Source organism: Agrobacterium sp. V1, from assembly GCF_030518355.1.
Lineage (GTDB): Bacteria > Pseudomonadota > Alphaproteobacteria > Rhizobiales > Rhizobiaceae > Agrobacterium > Agrobacterium cucumeris.
In genome coordinates, this window is record NZ_JAULSF010000001.1 from 1,514,162 (window position 1) to 1,538,723 (window position 24,562).

Consider the following 24,562-nt stretch of genomic DNA (forward strand, 5'->3'; position numbering starts at 1 on the left):
GTGGATTGACCCGATCCGCTCTAATCGCTCGCCGGGGAATGTGCACTATCCGCCCATTCTTCGAGCGCGCGCTCCACATCGTCCTGATAGGACGGCAGGTTTTCCTTTTCACTGATGGCGCGGAGATACATTTCCACGGCATTCCGCTGCAAAGGGGTCAATAAGGAAAACGTCTCCTGGCATCCGCATAAATAGGGTGCGAATTCATGCCTGTAGTCGCCATCAAGATCAGCGATCATATAGGCAGGCAGATGAAATCGCATCCCTTCAGCATCAAGGAAGGCGGGGCTGCCGGAATGTCTGTTGAGGTCCTTCAGCGGGATCGCCGCCCAATCATTCTTCTCATCGCCAGCACGACATGCGCCGCGAACCTCATTGCTCGCGTACTCGTCAAGCGCCTGCGCCTCGGAGAGGCCGACGCCGCCACCCAAAGTGACACCCGCAAATGCCGCTCGCACCGTGGCTTTTGCATTCGCAATCATATCGGGTTCCGGCCTCATCACGTAGTCTGCCTGTTCAATGATGCGCTCCCCCACTCCCGTCGCCGTGCGCTGTCGGCCAGTCTCCACCCTCAGTCCGTTCGAGTGGCGGGCTATTCAACGCGTCACCCTTGGATGCCGCAGATCCCTTTGTCTCCTCCCAGTAAAACGCAAGGCAAACAATACCGGCAATCAGCGTCAGGCCAGCCACGACGCTGGCGACGATCACACCTATCGTCCAGATATCACTCGAGGCGCTGCTGATGTCCATCCCGGTCCACTCCCACGATCAGTCCTGCCGGCGGCCCGAAACGCCTTCCCACAGCATGGAAGGCTTGCGGTTCCGCATCTCCGCCAAACCTAGCAAAATATCCGACAAGCTCGCTGATAGTGCGTCAGGGCGCTAATCGGATACGCTCGCCCTCAAGTTTACCGGATGGAGTTTGGATGTTCAAATCGGTATCGGACAGCGCCGCTGCCGCAGACGGCGGTTCGCTCGCCCTCTTCGTCAAACGGATTGACGGACAGACGGAGCGGTTTGTGATCGATCGCTCCCTCGCGTCACGCGGGACACCCGACTATAACAAAGTCAGCTCAAGCCTTCGGTCACTTGCCGGGGAGGATTGCGGGACGATCGCTGCGGCTCTCGAGTCGCTGTTGATGACGACGCTATCGGTTCATCCACTGGCGGATTTTATCGATACGCTGAAACAGCAATCCCGCTGACCGGAAATGCAGTGCGAGCAATCAAACGCTGGCTTCAGCCTCACGCTGTTTCGCCAGCGCCGCCAGATCGGCGGGCTTCAGCTCAACCGATTCACCGCATCCGCAGGCGGATGTCTGGTTCGGATTGTTGAAGGTGAAACCAGAGCGCATCTTGGTCACTTCGAAATCCATCTGGGTGCCGAGCAGATAAAGCACGGCGGAAGGCTGAACCCAGACCCTGGCGCCTTCGAATTCGACCAGATCGTCTTTCGCATCCGGCTCGGTCACGAGGTCGATGGTATATTCCATGCCCGCGCAGCCGCCCTTCTTGATGCCGACGCGCACGCCCCTGGCGTCCGGGCCGGAATTTTCGACGATTGCTTTAACACGCGAGGCCGCAGCCCCGGTCATGGTCATGATCGCAAAGCCCATGGGCCCATTCTCCTTCGACAATCGAGTTCAAGGCTCGATGCTTATGGAATTCAATTTAAGTGCACCCGACAATGTCATCAAGAGATGACACCTGTCAAAATCGCGTCAGACTTAATACCAGCCGACGGCGACCTGCGCTTCTTCGGACATACGGTCCGGTGTCCACGGCGGATCGAATGTCATTTCGACGGTAACACCGGAAACACCTTCGACAGCACCAACCGCGTTTTCCACCCAGCCCGGCATTTCACCGGCCACCGGGCAACCGGGTGCCGTCAGCGTCATGACGATCTTGACCATCCGGTCGTCCTCGATGTCGATCTTGTAAATCAGACCGAGTTCGAAAATATCGGCCGGGATTTCCGGGTCATAGACGGTTTTCAGTGCCGAGATCACGTCGTCGCTAAGACGCGCCAGCTCGTCAGGCGGAATGGAAGACGGCTTTGCCGCTTCTTCGGTCGCATCGGGTGTCTTTGCAGTGGCTTCCGCAGTCATGGTCTGATCCTCAATCCTGATCTCTTGATGACGATATCAGGCGAAAAATTTGCGCGCATAGTCCAGCGCCTCAACAAGAGAGTCTACTTCGGCGCGGGTATTGTAAAGGCCGAACGATGCCCGGCATGTGGAGGTGACGCCGAACCGTTTCAAGAGCGGCATGGCGCAATGGGTGCCGGCCCGCACGGCAACACCGCGCCGGTCGATCACCATCGAGACATCATGGGCATGGATGCCCGCAAGCTCAAAGGAGAAGATGCCGCCCTTGTCTGGCGCATTGCCGATGATGCGTAGCGAATTGATCTCGCGCAGGCGCTCCGCGGCATAAGCGGCAAGATCGGCCTCGTGAGCAGCAATCGCGGCACGGCCGAGATTGTCCATGTAATCAAGCGCGTAACCGAGGCCGATCGCCTGCACGATGGGCGGCGTGCCGGCTTCGAAGCGGTGCGGCGGCTCGTTATAGGTCACATTGTCTTCGGAAACGTCGAGAATCATCTCGCCACCGCCCTGGAACGGCCGCATCTCGCGCAGGCGATCCGCCTTGCCATAGAGCACGCCGATCCCCGAGGGGCCGTAAAGCTTGTGGCCGGTCATCACATACCAGTCGCAATCGATATCGCGCACATCGACCGGCATATGAACAGCGCCCTGCGAACCATCGATCAGCACCGGAATGCCGCGCTCATGGGCGATGCGGCAGATTTCCTTGACCGGCAAAATGGTGCCGAGCGCATTCGACATATGGGTGATGGCAACGAGCTTGGTGCGCTCCGTCAGGCTCTTTTCGAAAGCCTCGATGTGGAACGCGCCGTCATCATCAACAGGCACCCAGACGAGCTTCGCACCCTGCCGCTCGCGGATGAAATGCCATGGCACGATGTTGGAATGATGCTCCATGATCGAGATGACGATCTCGTCACCCTCGCGGATCTTGGGCATGCCGTAACCATAGGCAACCGTATTGATCGCCTCGGTGGAGGATTTGGTGAAGACGATCTCGTCCACCGAACCGGCGTTCAGGAACCGGCGCACCTTTTCGCGCGCCGCCTCATAGGCGTCGGTTGCGGCATTGGAGAGGAAATGCAGGCCGCGATGCACATTGGCATATTCGTTCGCATAAGCATGCGAAACGGCGTCGATCACCACCTGCGGTTTTTGAGCGGACGCGCCGTTGTCGAGATAGACCAGCGGCTTGCCATAGACTTCGCGCGACAGGATCGGGAAATCCCGGCGCACGGCTTCGATGTCATAAGGGGCCGCCACTGCGGCGCGTTCGCTCTCAGGCATGATGTTCCAGCCAGCCGGAGATGATCGTCTCCAGCGCCTCTACCAGATTTTCTTCTTCCAGTTCCTCGACGATCTCGGCGACGAAGGCGTTGACGAGCATCGCCCGCGCCTTTGCCCGCGGCACGCCGCGCGCCATCAGGTAATAGAGATGGTTGTCGCTGATATCGGCAACCGTCGCACCATGGCCGCATTGAACGTCATCGGCGAAGATTTCCAGTTCTGGCTTGGCCGAGAACTCGCCATAGTCAGACATCAGCAGCGTATTGCATGCCATCTTCGCGTCGGTCTTCTGGGCATCGGGCGCCACCCGGATCATGCCCTGGAAAATGCCCTTGGCACGGTCGAACACCACGTTGCGAAACACTTCCGTCGAGGTCGTGTTCGGCACGTTGTGGCCAAGAACCATCGTCACGTCGGTATGCGTTTCGCCACCCAAAAGGTTGACGCCGCGAACGATGAGGTCCGTGCCCTCGCCTTCCACGTCGATGCGCAGTTCCTGCCGCACCAGCTTGCCGCCGGCATTGACAATGAACAGGCGAATCTTGGCATCCGCACCGATTTTCATGCGCAGCTGGGCAAGATGGATATCGGCTGCACCCTGTTGCTGCAGGATGATCCAGGTCACTTCCGCACCGTCTTCAACGGCGATGTCGGTAACGGAGGAAACAAAGGCTGCATCCGAAGTCACCGAAAGGTGACGCTCGATGACGGTTGCCTTGGAACCCTTGCCGAAACGAACCGGGAAGCGGCTGTGAACCTGGCCTGCGCCATGGACCGCCTGCAATTCGATCGGCTTTTCGATCTCGGCATCGGCAGGGATATCGAGCACCAGACCATCGCGCACGAAGCTGCCGTTGATGCGGCCGATCGCGTCATCCTTGCTGGCTTCCGCAAGGCCTGCGGCCGCGGAACCGTCAGCCAGGCTTTCGGCAAAGCGCGACACGCGGATGTCTTCGATCTTGCCGATATCGGCCGTGCCGTGCTGCATATAGGCAACCAGAGAGCCGGCAACCGTCGGCGCCTGCTTCTCGATGACCGGCGCGGGCCGGTCTTCCGGAACGGCACGCAGCAGGCTTTTCAGATCGGTATAGTGCCACGCCTCGATGCGGCGGGTCGGAAGACCACCGGTCTTCAGATCATCAAACAGCACGTCACGGGCGGCAACAACAGCACCGTCACCGGGCAATTCGCTGAACTTGGCGGTATAGGCGTCGACCAGCGCGGTTTCCGCTGGCGTCAGCCGGTTGGTAGCTTGAATGTTCATGGACATCACCTCCTGGCCTCTGGCTTAGGCCGCTTCACCGATGATGTCGGCGTAACCATTGTTTTCCAGTTCCAGCGCCAGCGCCTTGTCACCCGAGCGGATGATCTTGCCCTTGTAGAGAACGTGAACGCTGTCAGGCACGATGTAATCGAGCAGGCGCTGATAGTGGGTGATGACGACCGTGGCGCGATCCGGCGACTTCAGCGCGTTGACGCCGTCAGCCACGATCTTCAGGGCGTCAATGTCGAGACCGCTATCGGTTTCGTCGAGAACGCAGAGCTTCGGCTCCAGAAGCGCCATCTGCAGGATTTCAGCGCGCTTCTTCTCACCGCCGGAGAAGCCGACGTTCAGCGGACGCTTCAGCATCTCCATGTCGATCTTCAGATCGCCGGCCGCTTCCTTGACGCGGCGGATGAAGTCCGGCGTCGTCAGCTCGGACTCGCCGCGCGCCTTGCGCTGCTCGTTCATCGCAACCTTCAGGAACTGCATGGTGGCGACACCGGGAATTTCAACCGGATACTGGAAGGCAAGGAAGATGCCCTTGGCCGCACGCTCGGCGGCATCCAGTTCCAGAATGCTTTCGCCGTTGTAAAGAATGTCACCGGAGGTGACTTCATAATCTTCGCGGCCCGACAGGATGTAGGACAGCGTCGACTTGCCGGAACCGTTCGGCCCCATGATGGCGGCAACCTCACCAGCGGCAACCTTCAGGTTGAGACCCTTGATGATCTCGGTTTCGGTATCGGCGATCTTTGCGTGCAGGTCGATGATTTCAAGCATGGTTTTGTTCCTGTTCATGGTGCGGTTTCAAGGACCGCCTCGTAGACCCTATGGGCCCGTCTCAACTTTCACATCCGTCATCCTCGGGCTTGTCCCGAGGATCTAATCACGTCAATTATAGTCCTCAAAGGCCGGTGTACTCGGATGCGGCACATAAGCGTTTTCGATCTCGTCGATACGATCAAAAAGATCGAGCCACGTTGGGTTAAGCTCTTCGATCAACTTGATTTTCCATTCACGAAGATAGCGCTTCAACGATTTCTCCCGCTGGATTGCCAAAACGATGTTTGGGTGGGTTTCAAACCAGACGAGATTTTTCGCCTGGTATTTTTCTGTGTAACCCTTCCGTTCAGCGTTTCGATGCTCCCATACCCGTCCCGATAAATCGCCAGTGACACCGGTGTAAATTACCCCGCGCGGTTTGTCAGACATCATGTAGACGAAGCCACTCATTCTAACAGCTACCGCAGCAGATCCTCGGGACAAGCCCGAGGATGACGAGGAAAACTTATCCCACAGACCCTTCCAGCGAAATGCCGATCAGCTTCTGCGCTTCCACGGCAAATTCCATCGGCAGTTCCTGAATGACTTCCTTGACGAAGCCGTTGACGATCAGTGCGATGGCCGCTTCTTCCGGGATGCCGCGCTGCAGGCAGTAGAACAGCTGGTCTTCGGAAATCTTCGACGTCGTTGCCTCATGCTCGAAATGAGCGGAGGAATTCTTCGCCTCGATATAAGGCACGGTATGCGCGCCGCACTTGTCGCCGATCAGCAAGCTGTCGCACTGCGTGAAGTTGCGGGTGTTGGTCGCCTTGCGGTGGGCAGACACCTGGCCGCGATAGACGTTTTCCGAAAAACCGGCGGCAATGCCCTTGGCGATGATGCGGCTCGACGTGTTCTTGCCGAGATGGATCATCTTGGTGCCACTATCGATCTGCTGGTGGCCGTTAGAGACCGCGATCGAATAGAATTCGCCACGGCTGTCATCGCCGCGCAGGATGCAGGACGGGTATTTCCAGGTAATGGCCGAGCCGGTTTCCACCTGCGTCCACGAAATCTTCGAACGGTTGCCACGGCAATCGCCGCGCTTGGTCACGAAGTTGTAGATGCCGCCCTTGCCTTCCTTGTCGCCCGGATACCAGTTCTGGACGGTGGAATATTTGATTTCGGCATCATCAAGCGCCACGAGTTCGACCACGGCGGCGTGAAGCTGGTTCTCGTCGCGCTGCGGTGCGGTGCAGCCTTCCAGATAGGAGACGTAGGCACCTTCTTCGGCGATGATCAGCGTGCGCTCGAACTGACCGGTGTTCTTTTCGTTGATGCGGAAATAGGTGGAAAGCTCCATCGGGCAGCGAACACCCTTCGGCACGAACACGAAGGAACCGTCGGTAAAGACAGCGGAGTTCAGCGTCGCGTAGAAATTGTCCGTCGTCGGAACGACCGAGCCGAGATATTTCTTCACCAGCTCCGGATGCTCGCGCACGGCTTCCGAGATGGACATGAAGATGACGCCGGCTTTGGCCAGTTCCGCCTTGAAGGTGGTGACGACCGAGACGCTGTCGAACACGGCATCCACCGCCACCTGGCGCTTTTCAACACCGGCGAGGATTTCCTGTTCCTTCAGCGGAATGCCGAGCTTTTCATAGACCTTCAGAAGCTCGGGATCGACTTCATCGAGCGACTTCGGGCCGGGCGTGCTTTTCGGCGCCGCGTAATAATAGAGATCGTTGAAGTCGATCTTGGGATAGCTGACGCGCGCCCAGGTCGGCTCTTCCATCGTCAGCCAGCGCTTGTAAGCCTCAAGACGCCATTCCAGCATCCATTCGGGCTCCTGCTTCTTGGCCGAGATGAAACGGATCACCTCTTCCGAAAGGCCCTTCGGGGCCTTGTCGACTTCGATATTGGTTTCGAAGCCGTATTTGTACTGGTCCACATCGATCTGGCGTACCTGATCGATCGTTTCCTGAACCGCTGCCATGTCGTTCTCCAATCTCGCCGGAGCCAAGGTCCGGTGGCTTGTCAACGTATCAAGGCGGAAAGCCGCCTTATTCATCTTCGGGCAAATCGTTCCGAGCCGTCAGCCGGGGCGGAGCTTATACCCATGTAGGTGCGGGATGGCGCTTTTCACACATCCCGGCAAGCGGAAATTTGCGATTCCGCAATTCTTTGCCGCATTTTACGCGGCCTGACCGGAAAGCTTGCGCCGCCCGGCAATTTTCGTGAACGCCGCAAGCGTCCTGTCTATGTCCGCCTCGTCAGTCGCATGGCCAAGCGAAATCCTGAGCGCACCGAGCTTCGGATCACGCCCCATCGCGCTCAGCACATGGCTTTCCCCCACCTTGCCGGATGAGCAGGCCGAACCGGCAGACAGCGCAATACCCTCTATATCGAAGGCGATCTGCCCCGTTTCTGCCTTCAGGCCAGGCAGGGTGAAAAACGTGGTATTGCCGACACGGGCGACATCCTCGCCGTGAATGATCACGTCGGGCGCACTCACCCGCATGCCGTCTTCCAGTCGCGCCCGCAAAACCGCAAGACGCGCCGCTTCAGCACCCACAGTCAGGGTTGCAACAGCCGCCGCAGCACCGAAACCGATGACGGACAGGGTATTTTCCGTACCCGAGCGATGTCCCTTTTCCTGCCCGCCGCCATGGATCAGCGGCTTCGGCATCATCACCTCACCGCGCGAGATGAGAGCGCCGACACCCTTGGGTCCACCAAGCTTGTGCGACGAGACGACGAGGAAATCGGCATCGAGCGCATTGATATCGAGCGGAATACGGCCTGCCGCCTGCACGGCGTCGACAACCATCAATCCGCCGGCCGCGTGCACCAGCCGCGCCGCTTCCGCCACCGGCTGAACTATTCCGGTCTCATTGTTCACCAGCATGCAGGCAACCATCGGCAGGCCGGCAGCGGCATCGTGTGACGCCAACAGCACCTCAAGCGCCGCAAGGTCAAGGACACCCGCTGACGTAACGGGAACTTCCGCAACGTCATCCTTGCCGAACCGTCCGCCTTCGCGGAAAGCCGGATGTTCGATGGCCGAAACGTAAAGGCGGCTGACCCGCACCGGGCTGCGCCCCATTTTGAATTCGGGTGTCAGCACCAGATTGGCAGCTTCCGTCGCCCCGCTGGTGAAGGTGACATGGGCAGCCTGCGCACCGGCAAGCGCTGCAACCTCGCGGCGGGCGGTCTCGATGGCAGCGCGGGCCGCACGCCCTTCCCGGTGAACCGAAGACGGGTTGCCGGCAAGATCGAGCGCAGCCACAAGAACATCACGCACGGCGGGCAAAAGCGGCGCCGTGGCGTTCCAGTCCATATATGTGCGCGTCAAAACCGTCATGGCGGTGAGGCTTTATCCAATCTTCAATGCGCAAAAACGCATTTTTCTTGAAATTACAGTTGCGCTTGCCTTATGACACCACCCGAGTGCTTAAGCACACGCAAAGTTTCGAATTGTTCTAAACTGCGTTCTAGAAAAGCTGACACAGTTCGTCAAGTCTTCTCATTGGCAGAATGCGGTTCGGGAACGAAAAAACACGGACCGGAGTACCAATGCCCGAAGTCATCTTTAACGGCCCTGCGGGTCGCCTCGAAGGCCGTTATCAACCCTCCAAGGAAAAGAGCGCGCCGATCGCGATCATCCTTCATCCGCATCCGCAGTTTGGCGGCACGATGAACAACCAGATCGTCTATCAGCTGTTCTATCTTTTCCAGAAGCGCGGTTTCACGACGCTCCGGTTCAATTTCCGCTCCATCGGCCGCAGCCAAGGTGAGTTCGACCACGGCGCCGGCGAGCTTTCCGATGCCGCCTCCGCTCTCGACTGGGTGCAGAGCCTGCATCCCGATTCGAAAAGCTGCTGGGTCGCCGGTTATTCCTTTGGCGCCTGGATCGGCATGCAGCTTCTGATGCGCCGTCCGGAAATCGAAGGCTTCATGTCGATTGCGCCGCAGCCCAATACCTACGACTTCTCCTTCCTCGCTCCCTGCCCGTCCTCCGGCCTCATCATCAATGGTGATAGCGACAAGGTCGCGCCTGAGAAGGACGTCAACGGTCTGGTCGAAAAGCTGAAGACCCAGAAGGGCATCCTCATCACCCACCGCACCCTTCCCGGCGCCAACCACTTCTTCAACGGCAAGGTGGATGAGCTGATGGGCGAATGCGAGGACTACCTCGACCGCCGCCTGAACGGTGAGCTTGTGCCGGAACCGGCGGCGAAGCGTATTCGGTGATTGGCTGCCCGGTATCCGGGCAGGCTTGAATTCCTATAGTGATATCCGGCGGGCTGGGCTTGCCCCCCTCTGCCCTGCCGGGCATCTCCCCCACAGGTGGGGAGATTGGCAAGACGCCTGCTCCTCGCCTAGACTGCCAGGTTAAAGATGGCCAGAAGGTCGCCACGATTCGATCTCCCCCCTTGAGGGGGAGATGCCCGGCAGGGCAGAGGGGGGTAAGCCACACCCACCGTCTTCTATTAAACCTTCACCAAAACCCCACCCGTCACCGGCTCCTTCACCCCCGTCGTCCCAGGATAAGTCAGCGGCAGCCCCCTCATCGAACGCACCGCCAGATAGGCCCAGGCCTCCGCTTCCATCGCACCGCCATCAAAGCCCGCCTCTTCCGCCGCGATCACCCGCGCACCGGACTTTGCTGCAAGCTCGGCAAATTCCCCCATGATCACAGGGTTGAGCCGCCCACCACCGCAAACCACATACGTCTTCGCCGTTTCCGGCAAATAGCTCGCCGATTTCAGAATGGCAGCACCCGTCAGATGCGCCAGCGTCCGTGCCCCATCCGCCAGCGAGACCTCACCCTTTTTCGGCGGCGCGAAATCGCCGCGATCGAGCGAGCGGCGGATATTGGCCGAGAAGAACGGGCTTTCCATATAACGCGCTACCAGCGAGGCCACGACGCTGCCGCCCGCAGCCGTTCTGCCGCCCTTGTCGAAGGCCTTACCCGTATGCGCCTCGATCCACTGGTCGATCAGCATGTTGCCGGGGCCGCTATCGAAAGCGGCAAGCCGCCCCGCCTCACCGATATAAGTCAGATTGGAGATACCGCCGATATTGACGAAAACGGCGGGCGTTTCGAACCCGTCAGGCAAGTTGGCGGAAAGCGCCATGTGATAGGCGGGAATGAGCGGCGCGCCCTGCCCGCCATGCACCATGTCGTTGGCCCGCATGTCGTACACCACGTCGATGCCGGTTTCGGAGGCCAGCAGCGCGCCGTCGCCGATCTGTACGGTCAGTGCCTCACCCGGCCGATGCAGCACGGTCTGCCCATGAAACCCGATGACATCGATATCACCGGGCAGAAGCCGGTGACGATGGAGAAAGGATTTCACCGCCGCCGCATGGGCAAGCGTCAGCTTGCGCTCGGCCTCGCCCAAATCACCCGGACGCTCACGCCGTTCGCGGATGGATTTGGCTGTCGTGAGCGCCTTCTGCCAGATAGCGCGAAGGCCGGGATCATAGGGAAAATAACCGCTCGGCCCGTGGCGCACCACGCTTTCACCATCCGTGCGCAGAAGCGCGATATCGATGCCGTCCATCGATGTGCCGCTCATCAGCCCGATTGCCGTTTTGACCTCGCCCACGCGCCGCTCCCTTGCAATATCGAATCATGATGATGTGAATCCCGATATTCATGGCCGAAACGGGTGCACATTTCAAAAAACAATGATAAAGCCGCGACGTTCATTGGTTCTCGATGACAGCAAAGATCAAACCAGAAAGTAAAAGGTTATGTCCAGGTTCAAGTCCGATTTCCTCCGCACGCTCGATGAGCGCGGCTTCATTCACCAGATCTCCGATGAGGCAGGTCTCGACGAACTGTTCGCCAAGGAAACCGTGACCGCCTATATCGGCTATGACCCGACGGCTTCGAGTTTGCATGTCGGCCACCTTACCCAGATCATGATGCTGCACTGGATGCAGAAGACCGGCCACCAGCCGATCTCCCTGATGGGCGGCGGCACCGGCATGGTGGGCGATCCCTCCTTCAAGGAAGAGGCCCGCAAGCTGATGACGATCGACATGATCGAGGACAACATCACCTCGCTCAAGCATGTCTTCGCCAACTACCTCGATTATGACCGCGCCAATAATCCGGCGCTGATGATCAACAATGCCGACTGGCTACGTGGTCTGAACTACCTCGAATTCCTGCGCGATGTCGGCCGCCATTTCTCGGTCAACCGCATGCTGTCCTTCGACAGCGTGAAGACGCGCCTCGACCGCGAGCAGTCGCTGTCCTTCCTCGAATTCAACTACATGATCCTGCAGGCCTACGATTACGTGGAGCTGAACCAGCGCACCGGTTGCCGGCTGCAGATGGGCGGTTCGGACCAGTGGGGCAACATCATCAACGGTATCGACCTCGGTCACCGCATGGGGACACCGCAGCTTTACGCGCTGACCTCGCCGCTTCTGACCACCTCTTCGGGTGCGAAGATGGGCAAGTCGGCATCGGGCGCCGTGTGGCTGAACAAGGACCTCCTGCCGGTCTATGATTTCTGGCAATACTGGCGCAACACCGAAGATGCGGATGTCGTGCGCTTCGCCAAGCTCTTCACCACCCTGCCGATGGACGAAATCGCCCGCATTGCGGCGCTTGGCGGATCGGAAATCAACGAAGCGAAGAAGATCCTCGCAACCGAAGTGACGGCGATCCTGCATGGCCGCGCTGCTGCGGAAGAAGCTGCCGAAACCGCGCGCAAGACCTTCGAGGAAGGCGCACTGGCTGAAAACCTGCCCTCCATCGAGGTTCCGGCATCCGAACTCGAAGCCGGCGTCGGCGTCCTCTCCCTCATCGTCCGCGCCGGCCTTGCCGGTTCGAACGGCGAAGCCCGCCGCCACGTTCAGGGCGGCGCGGTGAAGATCAACGATCAGGGTGTTTCCGACGAGCGCCAGATGATCGGCACCGGTGAAGTGACCGGCGACGGCGTCATCAAGCTGTCGGTCGGCAAGAAGAAGCACGTTCTGGTTCGCCCGGCGTAAAGGCAACGGAGAGATGTTCTTCCGGGGGAACGAAAGCATCTCCCGGGACAACTCCACCCCTCCCCGTCATCAATTCACCCCTCCCCGTCATCCTCGGGCTTGACCCGAGGATCCACAGCCCGGCGCAATGATGGATCCTCGGGTCAAGCCCGAGGATGACGTCGAGTGTGTGGCCGCCTTGTGATGCGGGCCCTGTTACTGAAACTCAAAAATCTGCCGGAAGACACCCGGCGCGATCAGCGACAGCGGGTTGATGGTCAGTTTCGGCTGGTCCGTCTGGCCGGATAGTTTGAAGGTAATGCCGAGCAGTCCCCGGTCGCGGCCGTTGCCGAGGAAGATGCCGATGAAGGGTAACTCGCCAAACAGCCGGTTCAGGCCATAAGCGGGCATGAAGGTGCCGGTCATGTCCATGCGGCCACTCTGGTCCTTGAGCAACCCCTGGAACGTCGCGCCGATCTGTTCACCGCGCACCACGCCGTTTTCCACCGCAACCGAGCCATTGACGTAAACCACCCGGGCAAAACCGCGCTGGAACTTCTCCGAACTGACATCGATGTTGCGGCGAACCGCATTGTTGAGGCTTCTGCCATCTTCACCGGCGGGGGTGGCGACGATATCCTGCAATTTCGCTTCGTTGACCACGGCGAAATTGCGCAGGTCAAGCGAACCGCTCCAGTCGCTGCCATTGGCGGTCGTCAGCGCCAGATTGAGAAGACCGCCACGGATGCGGCTGTAGATATTGGCGAAACGGGCAAGCGAACCGGCATCACTGCTGGTCAGCGTCACGGTTCCCGTCGCGCCGCGATTGGTGGTCTGCGCCACCACCGCCTGGCCGTTGCCGGTGACACCGCGAAAATCGATCGAACGCACCTTGCCGTCGCGCACGCTGATATCGGAACTGACATTGGCAAGGATTTCGTCGTTGAAACCATAGACCTTGTCGAACTGTGTCTTGATGGCAAGCGAGGGCTGCGACCGCGACGTGCCGTCACCGCCGCCGGAAGAGCTGCGCAGTTTCGAAAGGAACGGCCGGACATCGGCGGATTTTCCCGAGGCGTTGATGATATAGCCGTTTTTGGAGGCCGCGACGGAAACGGCATAATTGTCGGAGGGCGACAGCTGCACACGGCTGAGATCGGCTGAAATCAGCCCGTTCTTGCTGAAGGCGATATCGCCGGCGGCGCCGAAACCGTCCCCGTCGAGGGAAAAATCACTGATCGTCGTGCGGCCATCCACAGTCTCGGTGGTGAAAGCGGCTTTTGCCGGAATGCCGATACCCTTGCTCCAGCCAAGCCCCGGCAGAATGATCGACGCTTTGGTCAGATCAAGCTTGATGTCCTGCCGTTTCGGATCCGCACCATCGACTTCGATCACCGTCGTACCACCAAGAACCGAAGACAGTTCTGGTGCAAGTTTGGCAACCTGCGTTTCGTTCAGGGTCGCCTTCAGCGACAGCGTCGAGGGGACATCGCCGTTCTTGCGCACCGGCTCCGTCATCTCGATATCCATCGGCACATCGTCCACACGGCCCTTGCCCTGAAGCTTGAGCTGCCGGTCGTTCAACGCCATGAAACCGTCCAGCGCCGTCACCTTGTGACCGGCAAAGGGCTTCGTCAGCGCCAGGTTCTTCAAATCGAGATCGGCCGTCCACACCGGCGGAGGCGGGTTCTGGCTGGACAGCAGGCCAACGGTCAGTTTCGCACTGGCCTTCACGTCACCGGTGAAATCTTCCGGCTTGAACTGCGTATCCTTCAGCGCATTGATCGGCTTCAGCGTCGCAAGCTCGGCAACGGCGTCGGCCGCACCGGCAACATTCAACTCGACATTTCCGAGCAGCGGCTTGTCATAAACATTGGAGATGAGGAACCGGCTGTTCTCCAGCGCAAGCGACCGGTTGGACGGGAAATAGGATGTCGCCCGCTCGATGTCGACGGTCATGCCGCCGCCGACCATATTGAAATGTGCATCGACATCCCGAAGCGGCGGAATATCGCCCGTGGTGTTCAGCCGCGTATCGTCAATATCGAAGCGGATCTGCATTTCGCTCTCGCCGAGCACCAGCGGGCAGCCGGGACCGCACATCCGCCCCTGCGGAATGAAGATCGCAATCGAGCCATTGGTGACCGTGCCGCCATAAAGGTTGGTTACCACCCACTCACGCGGCTTGTGCGCCATCCAGAACGGCCAGAGCTGCTTGACCGCCGTGGCCTCCATCTTCGGAATCTGGCCACCAAAGCTGATTTCCGGCGAGCCTTCACCGAAGCGGACTTTCAGCGATCCCGCCATGTCTCCAAGCGGACCGGTAACGTAGAGCGAGGGAACGTCGAGCTGCTTTGTCGCCGCCGTAAATTGCCCATCCGCCTTCAGGCTGAAGGGAACCGGCTCCTCGCCCGAGGCTTCGGCCGAAGCAATTCCGTTGTCGACCCGGAGTGAAAGACCGAAACCCTCCTCCGTATCGCGGATTTCACCGGTAACCGGTATAATCGTCCGTCCCAGCTCCAGCCGCGAATTGGCGATTACCAGGGTACTTTTTTCGAAATCATAGCGCGCATTGACGCTGCCGGCGGTGAAAGGCTGGGCTTCGCCACCAATCAGAAGCGTTCCGTTGCCCATGCCGACAGAAACTTCCAGCTGCGGCTCATGCCCTTCCGCAGCACGCCGGGCGACGATGCTGACACCGGTCTTGACGTTCAGCCCCTCATGCAGATTGCCCTGCGGATCGAATTTTTCCAGAAACGGCCCGATATCGAAACCGTCGATCCGCGCCTGAAAACCGTCGATCACGCCGCCGGCTCCAGATGTCGTCAGCGAGAGACTGGCGATCTCGCCGTTAAACAGCGTCTCCCCGTCAAGCGAATATCCACCCTGCTGGTCGGGCGTGAGCGACAGCTCGCGTATCTCGATGGTGCGTGGTTTTCCAAGCTCGCCGGGCGGCAGATGCACCGAAACGCTGGAAATATCGATTTCCTCGGTCCCGCTGCTCAGGAAAGCCTGGGCAAGCTTGTCGAGTTGTCCGAAGGCAGCCTGCAATTGCTGCGGTACGGCGTCGAGCTTGATGCTGGAAAGATCAAAACCGTTACCCTTGGGCAAAAGTGCCGTGTCGAGCTCCATGCCGTCAGCTTCAAGGCTCTGTACCGAGATGCGGCCGGTCAGCAGCGCAAGCGGATCAAGCGCCATGCCGATCGCCCGGGCCCTGCTCAGATGCTGGCCGGAATCCTTCTCGACGATATCCACATCTTCGGCCACCAGCGCCAGCCGCAGCCCGGTGGAGAACCTTATGGCCGAAGAGCCGATCCGGGCGCTGTAATGCGGTCCAAGCGCCCTCTCCAGCGCCTGTTGCGCCTGGCTGGAGAGCGTCTTGTCGATCGATCCCGTCTCGACGGAAAGAATGATACCGCCGATGGACAGGAAGGCCAGCACGAAAAGAGCCGCGAAAATCTTGATAAAGGCGCGCAGCATGGAGCGCGGCGCCGGGCAATGCACGATGATGGGATCTTCGGCCTGTGCCGAAGGAAGATCGTGCAGGGCAATGATATCGCGCCTGCCGAACTTGACCTTTTCACCCCTGACTTCAGCCATACGCCCGTGCTTGCCCCTGAATAGCTTTTGTTTCGCCGCAACACCGGAGCGGGATGGCGAAAAGTGTAAGCGGTTTTCGTCTGGAATCCCGCTTTAATTCTTTAATCCAGATCACGATTGAGATTTCGGACCGATTAGACCTGAAATCTCAATCGTGATCTGGACGACGCGCGGTTTCGCTATATATCGAATGTGGCGACTTTCACTCAACATCCCGGCGAAAGAAAGGTAGATTATGACAGACTTGACGATTGGCAGCCCGGCTCCGGATTTTACTTTGCCCCGTAACGGTGAAGGAACGGTGACATTGTCCAAACTTCAAGGCAAGGCCGTCATTCTCTATTTCTATCCGAAGGACGATACTTCGGGCTGCACCGCAGAAGCGATCGACTTCAGCGCGCTGGGCGGCGAATTCGAGGCTGCCAACGCCGTCGTCATCGGCATTTCGCCCGACAGCGTCAAAAGCCACGACAAATTTGCCGCCAAACACGCGCTTTCCGTCATGCTGGCCTCCGACGAAGACCGCAAGGCTCTCGAAGCCTATGGCGTCTGGAAGGAAAAGAGCATGTATGGCAAGAAATACATGGGTGTGGAACGCACCACCGTCCTCGTCGCACCGGATGGCACAATCGCGGAAATCTGGAACAAGGTGAAGGTTGCAGGCCACGCGCAGGCCGTTCTCGAGGCTGCAAAAAAGCTCTGAAAAAAAACGGATCTTATGTGACGCCCGCGTTCAAAATCATCTCGCTGCGCGGCGGAGCGACGGATGCCATTGCGAGCGCCGATCTCGACCGTAAAACCGCGCTGGCACAGGAAACGGCGACACGGTGGTTCGAGCGTCGGCTGTCGTTGCGCTCTCCGCTCGATCCGCCCTTGCCCGAACGTCCGGGCAGACCGGAGAAGCCGGAACTCGTGCCGCCGACCGCCGTCGAGCGCCGTTCGCTTCACACCGTAAAGGGCCGCATCGCCCTGCTGCATGCCATCGCCCATATCGAACTCAACGCCGTCGATCTCGCGCTCGACATCGTCGCCCGTTATGCAAGCGAACCGGTGCCGCACTCCTTTTTCGACGGCTGGATGCAGGTTGCCTTCGAGGAGGCGAAACATTTCCGGCTGGTGCGCGACCGGCTCAGAAGCCTCGGGGCGGATTACGGCGATCTGCCCGCCCATGACGGGCTCTGGCAGGCGGCGCATTCCACCCGCAACGACCTGACCGCGCGGCTGGCCGTCGTGCCGCTCATTCTGGAGGCGCGCGGACTGGACGTCACCCCTTCCCTGCAGGCCAGGATGCGGGAAACCGGCGATCTCGAAAGCGCTGCCGTCCTCGATGTCATCTATAACGACGAAAAGGGCCATGTCGCCATCGGCGCCAAATGGTTCCGCTTCCTGTGCGCCCGTGAAAAGAAGGATCCGGCCGCAACCTTCAGACAACTGGTGCGTGCCAATTTCCGCGGCCCCCTGAAACCGCCCTTCAACGACCTCGCCCGCGCCGAGGCCGGCCTGACACCGTCCTTTTATCGCTCGCTGACCTCCGTCAGCCACAGCTAAAACCGCACCAGGCAACACGGCACAAGCGCAGATAGATGCTTCCGGCAAAACTTCGTTAACCTTAACGAATTATGATTTCCTGTGAGAAATCGGCCAGTCCGGAGAGAGATTTTGACTGATACAGCGGAAAACCGGGTATTCGGCAAAAAGCGGCCGCAGCACGTCCTCATACTGGCGAGCGGCGAAAAAGTTCGGCACATGACCATTCTGCCGTGGATGGCCGCCCTTGCCGGCTGCACCATTGGCCTGTTTTCGCTCGGCTATCTCGGCGCTACTGGCTACCTTATCCTGCGTGACGACCTGATCGGTGCGACCATGGCGCGCCAGACCCGCATGCAGAACGATTATGAAGACCGTATCGCAGCACTGAGGGCGCAGGTGGACCGGGTCACCTCCCGGCAATTGCTCGACCAGCAGGTCGTTGAAAAGAAAGTGGAAAAACTGCTGGAACAGCAGGCGGCGCTGACCTCCAGGCACGGGCGAATGAGCGAGTTGCTGGAGCGCGCCGAAAATTCCGGCATCGCTGCCACACCCGCCACGCCCTCTTCCCTTTCAAACGCCATGGCGCCGGAAAAACGCGCCGATCTGACGGGCGGCCTGTCGGCAATCGAAAAGCTTATGGCGCCGCGCAAGCCGCAGCCGGACCCCCCCGCCGCAACCGACAGACGCGCCGCTTACGTGCCTCAGTCCGGCGAAACACCCTCGGACCGGGCCGATCGGGTGTTTTCCAAAGTGACCATTTCGTTGAAGGATATCGAGCGCCAGCAGATATCGCGCATTGCCAGGTTGACCAACGACGCCGAAGACAAGGCAAGCGCGATGCAGGACATCATCCGGCAGGCCGGATTGAAAATCGACGAAAGCGGCACGGACGATATTGGCGGCCCCTATGCGGCGCCCGAACGCAGCGAAACTGACCCGTTCAACCTGTCGCTGAACAATCTCGACAATGCGCTGAACCGGCTGGACATCGTCAAGGAAACCGCAACCGCCCTGCCCTTCGGCAACCCCGCTCCCGGCAGGACGATCACCAGCCGCTTCGGCAATCGCATGGACCCGTTTCTCGGGCGGCCGGCTCTGCACACCGGCATCGATTTTCGTGCCGAAACCGGCGCCGACGTCAAAGCCACCGGGGCGGGCAAGGTAACAGTAGCGGAAAATTCCGGCGGTTACGGCAATATGGTCGAGATCGATCACGGTCAGGGTGTCTCGACGCGATTCGGCCATCTCTCCGCAATCCTCGTCAGGGCCGGCGACAAGGTGGAGGCCGGCGACATCATCGGCCGCGCCGGCAGCACCGGCCGTTCGACCGGTCCGCATGTGCATTACGAGGTGCGCCGCAACGATACGCCGGTCGATCCGATGCGGTTCCTGATCGCCGGTGCCGAGCTTAAAACCTATTTAAAATGACACGCTAGATTTAACGCTTTTTTTGCGCTTTTTACGATAAATCGCACGAAACTGCGCCACAGGCTGAAAAGCCTCGTCAGAACCGCGACGTTTCGCGTGCTTTTCCCGTTGTTTCCTTGACTTTCCGGCAATTTGGGCATATCCCCGCGCCAAGTCTTTGCAAGTGTCGCAGCGGCACGCAGGTGTTCTTACCGAACCAGAACGGAAAAAGTTCTTCCTTTGACAACATTCTCTGATCTTGGCCTGAGCCAAAAAGTTCTTTCCGCTATTGCAGATGCCGGCTACACGACGCCGACACCCATTCAGGCCGGCGCCATTCCGCCCGCACTGGAAAAGCGTGATATCTGCGGTATCGCACAGACCGGCACGGGCAAAACCGCGTCCTTCGTGCTGCCGATGCTCACCCTGCTCGAAAAGGGTCGCGCCCGCGCCAGAATGCCGCGCACGCTGATCCTTGAGCCCACCCGTGAGCTTGCGGCGCAGGTGGCCGAGAATTTCGAGAAATACGGCAAGAATCACAAGCTGAACGTCGCCCTGCTTATCGGCGGCGTGTCGTTCGAAGATCAGGATCGCAAGCTCGAGCGTGGCGCCGATGTTCTCATCTGCACCCCCGGCCGTCTTCTTGACCATTGCGAGCGCGGCAAGCTGTTGATGACCGGCGTTGAAATCCTCGTCATCGACGAAGCCGACCGCATGCTGGATATGGGCTTCATTCCCGATATCGAACGTATCGTGAAGATGATTCCCTTTACCCGGCAAACGCTGTTCTTTTCGGCCACCATGCCGCCGGAAATCCAGAAGCTGGCCGACCGCTTCCTTCAGAACCCGGAACGGATCGAGGTCGCCAAGCCCTCCTCCACCGCGAAAACCGTTACGCAGAACATCGTCGCTGCGCATAACAAGGACTATGAGAAGCGCGCTGTCCTGCGCGATCTCGTCCGCGCCGAAGAGGCCGAACTCAAGAACGCGATCATTTTCTGCAATCGCAAGAAAGATGTCGCCGACCTGTTCCGTTCGCTCGACCGTCACGGTTTTTCCGTTGGCGCGCTGCATGGCGACATGGACCAGCGTTCGCGCACCACGATGCTGCAGAACTTCAGGGATGGCAATCTGACGCTGCTCGTCGCCTCCGACGTTGCGGCGCGCGGACTTGATATCCCCGATGTCAGCCACGTCTTCAACTTCGACGTTCCCATTCATGCCGAAGACTATGTCCACCGCATTGGCCGCACCGGCCGTGCAGGCCGTTCGGGCAAGGCCTTCACCATCGTCACCAGAAATGACGCTAAATATCTCGACGCGATCGAAAAGCTGATCGGCGAAAAGATCGAGTGGCTGAATGGCGACCTCTCCTCGCTGCCCGCACCCATGGAAAGCTTTGAAAGCAATTCCGGCCGCCGGGGCAACAAGGAACGGGGTGGCAGGGGTCGCGACAGGAACCGTCGCGATGCGGCTCCGGTCGAAAACATTAATCAGGATGTACAATCCGCTGCGGTTACCGAGATCGTGGCTCACGGAGACGACAAGGTGAAAGCAGAACGCAGACCGGAAAAGACCCCGCGCAATTCCGACCGCAACATCCGTAATCCGCTGCACGCCAATGACGACAACCGCGAGCGCCGCCGCCACTATCGCGACCATGATGACGGCCCGACCCCGGTCGGCTTCGGCGACGACATTCCCGCCTTCATGCTGATCGTGGCCAACGCCAAGGGCTGAGGCCAGTACCAATATGACGCCGACAATCAAACCAGGGCTCGATTTTCCGGGTGTCGGCGTAGGCCTTGCGATATTGCGTGATGGCCAGTTGCTTCTCTGCCGGCGCTTGAAAGCGCCGGAAGCCGGATACTGGAGTATTCCGGGCGGCAAGGTTGATCACCTCGAATCCTCCCTCGCCGCAGCACGGCGAGAGGCCGAAGAAGAGACCGGGCTGACGATCGGCAAGGTCGAATTTCTCTGTCACAGCGAATATATCGATACCGAAGAGCGGCACCATTGGGTGTCGCTGATCTTCGTCGCCCGCGATACACGTGGCGAGCCGGCACTGACCGAACCGGACAAGCTTTCCGATATTGGCTGGTTTTATCCCGACAATCTTCCCGCACCCATTTCCGCCTTCGCGAAGGACGCGCTGGCCGCCCTGAAATGAAGCCGAATAAGGGACCGGCAAGTGCGACGGTTGCCGCAGGCCGGGCATCTTTAAAATCTGGAACGGGAGCGTCGAAAACGGCGGAAGCCTCTCCTGCCTGCAATGAAGGCAAGCCGGCAGAGCGATTTCTTTTCGACAAATATAATAATAAGAGAACAGCTTTGCGTGAAGCTTTTCAGATTCAATTTTAAATTGCTTAAATTAGCTTTATGTAAAAAACCGCCCCAGTTTCCCGAAGCGGTTTATACGTAATGAAAATAATAGAATATAGAATGTAATATAGTCTGGCAGTGCTTATAATCGGAACACTTTCCGAGGCTGGTTACAGCCAATTTCAGTCGTCCCCTGAAACACGTATATCTAAGCTAAACATTTACTTTCCGTCAAGCAAATCTTCTCGCAAATGCGAAAAAAGACACGAAGAAAAATTGACCGAAGGCTAAAAAACTAGTTTTTTTCTTTTAATATCAATAATTTAAATATATGAAAATAAAATGGGCACTTTTCGCGGCTGCACTTTAGAGGGCAAAATAGCGCACAAGCCATTGCTAAACTGTGCTTATACGCATCGCGTGTTACAGTTTTATAAAGTAAAAATCCTCTCAACAAGTAATGGAGATACTTCTTCCGTCACGCTTCTCACGAGCGACTTGTCGATCAGCAAAAATGAATCCGCAATCAAGACAGTAGCGCACAATCATATTGAATAGCAGCAACTACAACGTGTCTTTAGGCCCGGTTTGCTTGAATCGGACAACTGGCGATCAAAACCGCTGCCTCGTGCACCGCGATATGCGATTATGCTGGGGTTCCGGCGATTTTTCCTTTGGAAAACCGTTTGTTGCCGATAAACATCAAGCGGGACAACAGGATTTCGCTCACGTCATGCTTTCACTTCGCCTGCTAACGATCATCGCCGGTTTTGCCTTTGCGGGCTCAGCAAGCGCGGCGTCGATCGGCATTGTTGCTCCGCAGAACGGGCCATATGAGCTTCTGGGGCAGCAGGTGCGGCAGGGCGCGAAGGCCGCTGCCGCCAAACTCGGGCTTGATGTCGTCGAAATCCACGAAAGCTGCGAGGATGGCAGCGGCGGCGCCATCGCCGATGGCCTTGTGGCCGCCAAAGTCAGCGCGGCGATCGGCTTCCTGTGCACTGAAACACTCCAGGATGTTCTGCCGCCATTGAAGGCGGCCGCCATCCCGGCAATCACGCTTTCCAGCCGCGCACCTATCCTGATGGAAGATGCGTTGAAATATGGCTGGCCGCTTTTCCGCCTCGCCCCTTCCGACAGGGCCGAATCGGAAAGGGCAGCGGAAATCATGCTGCGCGACTGGAAAGGTCACTCCATCGGACTGGTGGATGACGGCACGATCTACAGCCGCGACCTGGCGGACAGGATTCGCTCCAAGCTGGAGGAAAACGGGCTGAAACCCACCTTCACCGACACGATGCGCCCCAACCAGGAACAGCAGGTGGCGCTGGTGCGCCGGCTGGCGCGAACCGGCATCACCCATGTCTTCATCGGCGCGGAACGCAACGACGTCGCCATTGTCGCCCGTGACGCCGCCTCGGAAAATTCCCCCCTCACCATCATGGGCGGCGATGCCATGAATGCGGCCAACGCCCCGGTAGCACTTACGGCAAATGTGCTCGCCATCACCCGCCCGGCCTATGACACATTGCCATCGGCCCAGGCCGTCACCGGCGAATTGCGCGCCGCTGGCATTGAACCGGAAGGTTATGTCCTGCCCGCCTATGCGGCCGCGGAACTGACGGCAGCGCTTTCGGAAGCGGCGCAGGCGCAATCGAAACCCGCGCCGGAAATATTGACGACCGGCACCGTCTTCAAAACCGTGATTGGCGATCTGAGTTTTAATCCCTCGCACGAACTTGCCGACAATCCCTACCGCCTGCAGCGCTGGAACGGCCAGCGCTTCGAACCGGCGGACAAGGCCGAAAAACAATAGGCAAAGCCAGTGCGGCGGGAAATTTGAGGAAGCGGGGCTGAAAAGCGCCGCCAACCGCGTGGCAGGCCGTTTCAAACCCGGATACTTGGTGCTAAAGGCAGCTTACGCAACGCGTCGAGAGGAGTTTGCCCCATGTCCCTGCCCATCCGGATAGCCCCGTCGATCCTGGCTGCCAATTTCGCCAAGCTCGGACAGGAGGTCGCCGATGTCACGGAAGCAGGTGCCGACTGGATCCATCTCGATGTCATGGACGGTCATTTCGTCCCCAACATCTCGTTCGGGCCTGACGTCATCAAGGCACTTCGCCCGCACAGCAACGCCTTTTTCGATTGCCATCTGATGATCGCCCCCGTCGATCCCTATCTCGAAGCCTTCGCCAAGGCCGGTTGCGACGGCATCACCGTGCATGCGGAGGCCGGGCCGCATCTGCACCGCTCGCTGCAGACCATCCGCACACTCGGCCGGAAGACCGGCGTGACCCTCAATCCCGCCACGCCGCTTTCCGTTATCGAAAACGTGCTTGATGATGTTGATCTCATCCTGATCATGAGCGTCAATCCCGGTTTCGGCGGCCAGAAATTCATTCCCGCCATGCTCGACAAGATCCGCGCGGCAAAGGCGATGATCGGCGACCGGCCGATCGAGCTTGAAGTGGATGGCGGCGTAACGGCGCAGACAGCCGGCGCGATCATCGCTGCCGGGGCCAATGCGCTGGTGGCCGGCTCGGCGGTCTTCAAGGGCGATGGTGTCGAAGACTACCGCAAGACAGTGTCATTGTTGCGCACGGCGGCGGAGGCCGGAAGGTCCTGACCCACGGAGAAAACACGCCGGAAGCAGGACTACGGGGCGTTTGGATGAGGGCTTGATGGACAGCGACAGGCAGGATTTCCGCAATACAGTATCGGCATCGCTGTTCCCTCTCCTTGCCCCGCCTGTCTGGGCCGTCTGTTCGGCGGCCACCGCCGCCCTCGGCCTCTATCTCCGAAACCGGCTGGAAACCGACCATGCCGCTGATATCGGGATATTGTTCTTCTGCGGCGGTCTTCTCGGCTGGCCGCTGGCCATGGTGGCGCTGCGCTTCCTGCCCGCTTCTACCAGCCTGACGCTGCGCTTTGTGGCAAGCTGTCTCGCCATCGCATTCTTCACCCAGGCGGTCGCGGCGATATTTTTCGCTTTTCAGTACCGCATCTTTTATGCGCAGTGGCATGCGCCGGCGTTTTCCCGCATCTGGTTTTTCCAGCAGATCTTCACCTCGCTCGGCGCAATCTACCAGTTCTGCATTCTCGGCCTCGGCCTCTATTTGCCCTATGCCGCCGTTCCGCTGGCCCTGGCGGGCGCAATCCTTTGCCGGCGGGCCCATCGCGCTACATAGCCATGTAGCTTTAGATTGAGATTACCGGAACACTTTGCTAAACGGGCAGCAAAACTCCCACAAAGCCAAGTTCCTCCACCAAGCCAAGCCTCTCTACG

The 24,562-nt window shown here is 59.1% G+C and carries 22 protein-coding genes; 11 read left to right on the forward strand and 11 right to left on the reverse strand.

Annotation, left to right across the window (positions count from 1 at the left end; translation table 11 throughout):
* Positions 1 to 20: 20 nt before the first annotated feature.
* On the reverse strand, positions 21 to 536 hold the full coding sequence (locus tag QSV77_RS07380) for a DUF6714 family protein (protein WP_302732979.1): 516 nt from the start codon (positions 534 to 536) through the stop codon (positions 21 to 23).
* Between the two features lie 390 nt (positions 537 to 926).
* Here QSV77_RS07380 and QSV77_RS07385 point away from each other — a divergent pair, with 390 nt between their 5' ends.
* Positions 927 to 1,205, forward strand: coding sequence for a hypothetical protein (locus tag QSV77_RS07385; protein ID WP_302732980.1), 279 nt, complete (start codon positions 927 to 929; stop codon positions 1,203 to 1,205).
* A 21-nt stretch (positions 1,206 to 1,226) separates the two neighbouring features.
* Here the strand turns inward: QSV77_RS07385 and sufA are convergent, their stop codons facing one another.
* The 8 genes from sufA to QSV77_RS07425 all read right to left on the reverse strand — a co-directional run bounded on the left by sufA (position 1,227) and on the right by QSV77_RS07425 (position 8,788).
* Positions 1,227 to 1,616, reverse strand: coding sequence for a Fe-S cluster assembly scaffold SufA (gene sufA / locus QSV77_RS07390; RefSeq protein WP_035224262.1), 390 nt, complete (start codon positions 1,614 to 1,616; stop codon positions 1,227 to 1,229).
* Between the two features lie 111 nt (positions 1,617 to 1,727).
* The gene (locus QSV77_RS07395) at positions 1,728 to 2,111 is read right to left on the reverse strand and encodes an SUF system Fe-S cluster assembly protein (protein WP_065115927.1); all 384 of its coding nucleotides are present in this window, start codon (positions 2,109 to 2,111) and stop codon (positions 1,728 to 1,730) included.
* 36 nt (positions 2,112 to 2,147) lie between these two features.
* Positions 2,148 to 3,398 carry a cysteine desulfurase gene (locus QSV77_RS07400; RefSeq protein ID WP_302732982.1) on the reverse strand — a complete coding sequence of 417 codons (1,251 nt, stop codon included), beginning with the start codon at positions 3,396 to 3,398 and terminating at the stop codon, positions 2,148 to 2,150.
* Positions 3,391 to 4,662, reverse strand: coding sequence for a Fe-S cluster assembly protein SufD (gene sufD, locus QSV77_RS07405; protein ID WP_302732983.1), 1,272 nt, complete (start codon positions 4,660 to 4,662; stop codon positions 3,391 to 3,393). The genes QSV77_RS07400 and sufD overlap by 8 nt, the downstream gene beginning before the upstream one ends.
* Before the next feature lie 24 nt (positions 4,663 to 4,686).
* Positions 4,687 to 5,442, reverse strand: a complete 756-nt coding sequence (gene sufC / locus QSV77_RS07410) for a Fe-S cluster assembly ATPase SufC (protein ID WP_003522658.1) — start codon at positions 5,440 to 5,442, stop codon at positions 4,687 to 4,689.
* Between the two features lie 111 nt (positions 5,443 to 5,553).
* Positions 5,554 to 5,895, reverse strand: coding sequence for a GIY-YIG nuclease family protein (locus QSV77_RS07415; protein WP_302732984.1), 342 nt, complete (start codon positions 5,893 to 5,895; stop codon positions 5,554 to 5,556).
* Positions 5,896 to 5,950: 55 nt separating this feature from the next.
* Complete coding sequence (gene sufB / locus QSV77_RS07420) at positions 5,951 to 7,420, reverse strand: Fe-S cluster assembly protein SufB (protein ID WP_006698793.1); 1,470 nt, start codon at positions 7,418 to 7,420, stop codon at positions 5,951 to 5,953.
* 198 nt (positions 7,421 to 7,618) lie between these two features.
* Positions 7,619 to 8,788 (reverse strand): cysteine desulfurase family protein, encoded by a 1,170-nt coding sequence (locus QSV77_RS07425; RefSeq protein WP_302732985.1) that lies wholly within the window; start codon positions 8,786 to 8,788, stop codon positions 7,619 to 7,621.
* A gap of 212 nt (positions 8,789 to 9,000) precedes the next feature.
* Here QSV77_RS07425 and QSV77_RS07430 point away from each other — a divergent pair, with 212 nt between their 5' ends.
* Positions 9,001 to 9,678 carry an alpha/beta hydrolase gene (locus QSV77_RS07430; RefSeq protein WP_020012833.1) on the forward strand — a complete coding sequence of 226 codons (678 nt, stop codon included), beginning with the start codon at positions 9,001 to 9,003 and terminating at the stop codon, positions 9,676 to 9,678.
* Between the two features lie 239 nt (positions 9,679 to 9,917).
* Here the strand turns inward: QSV77_RS07430 and QSV77_RS07435 are convergent, their stop codons facing one another.
* Positions 9,918 to 11,039 carry an anhydro-N-acetylmuramic acid kinase gene (locus QSV77_RS07435; protein ID WP_302732987.1) on the reverse strand — a complete coding sequence of 374 codons (1,122 nt, stop codon included), beginning with the start codon at positions 11,037 to 11,039 and terminating at the stop codon, positions 9,918 to 9,920.
* Between the two features lie 148 nt (positions 11,040 to 11,187).
* Here QSV77_RS07435 and tyrS point away from each other — a divergent pair, with 148 nt between their 5' ends.
* Positions 11,188 to 12,441, forward strand: coding sequence for a tyrosine--tRNA ligase (tyrS, locus tag QSV77_RS07440; protein WP_269712131.1), 1,254 nt, complete (start codon positions 11,188 to 11,190; stop codon positions 12,439 to 12,441).
* Between the two features lie 195 nt (positions 12,442 to 12,636).
* Here the strand turns inward: tyrS and QSV77_RS07445 are convergent, their stop codons facing one another.
* Complete coding sequence (locus QSV77_RS07445) at positions 12,637 to 16,020, reverse strand: DUF3971 domain-containing protein (protein WP_302732989.1); 3,384 nt, start codon at positions 16,018 to 16,020, stop codon at positions 12,637 to 12,639.
* Positions 16,021 to 16,255: 235 nt separating this feature from the next.
* On the opposite strand from QSV77_RS07445, the gene QSV77_RS07450 reads away from it, so the two are divergent.
* From QSV77_RS07450 to QSV77_RS07485, 8 genes are all read left to right on the forward strand, one after another.
* Complete coding sequence (locus QSV77_RS07450) at positions 16,256 to 16,723, forward strand: peroxiredoxin (protein WP_142840106.1); 468 nt, start codon at positions 16,256 to 16,258, stop codon at positions 16,721 to 16,723.
* Positions 16,724 to 16,740: 17 nt separating this feature from the next.
* Entirely contained in the window at positions 16,741 to 17,568 is an 828-nt protein-coding gene (locus QSV77_RS07455) for a ferritin-like domain-containing protein (RefSeq protein ID WP_302732992.1), read from the forward strand.
* Between the two features lie 111 nt (positions 17,569 to 17,679).
* Positions 17,680 to 18,978 carry a M23 family metallopeptidase gene (locus QSV77_RS07460; protein WP_302732993.1) on the forward strand — a complete coding sequence of 433 codons (1,299 nt, stop codon included), beginning with the start codon at positions 17,680 to 17,682 and terminating at the stop codon, positions 18,976 to 18,978.
* A 219-nt stretch (positions 18,979 to 19,197) separates the two neighbouring features.
* On the forward strand, positions 19,198 to 20,697 hold the full coding sequence (locus QSV77_RS07465; RefSeq protein ID WP_269699799.1) for a DEAD/DEAH box helicase: 1,500 nt from the start codon (positions 19,198 to 19,200) through the stop codon (positions 20,695 to 20,697).
* A gap of 13 nt (positions 20,698 to 20,710) precedes the next feature.
* Positions 20,711 to 21,127, forward strand: a complete 417-nt coding sequence (locus QSV77_RS07470; RefSeq protein WP_142840110.1) for an NUDIX domain-containing protein — start codon at positions 20,711 to 20,713, stop codon at positions 21,125 to 21,127.
* Positions 21,128 to 22,012: 885 nt separating this feature from the next.
* Positions 22,013 to 23,092, forward strand: a complete 1,080-nt coding sequence (locus tag QSV77_RS07475; protein ID WP_302732996.1) for an ABC transporter substrate-binding protein — start codon at positions 22,013 to 22,015, stop codon at positions 23,090 to 23,092.
* 132 nt (positions 23,093 to 23,224) lie between these two features.
* Positions 23,225 to 23,902, forward strand: a complete 678-nt coding sequence (rpe, locus tag QSV77_RS07480) for a ribulose-phosphate 3-epimerase (RefSeq protein WP_302732997.1) — start codon at positions 23,225 to 23,227, stop codon at positions 23,900 to 23,902.
* Between the two features lie 55 nt (positions 23,903 to 23,957).
* A complete protein-coding gene (locus QSV77_RS07485) occupies positions 23,958 to 24,464 on the forward strand; it encodes a hypothetical protein (RefSeq protein WP_302732998.1) in 507 nt (168 codons plus the stop codon).
* Positions 24,465 to 24,562: the final 98 nt, after the last annotated feature.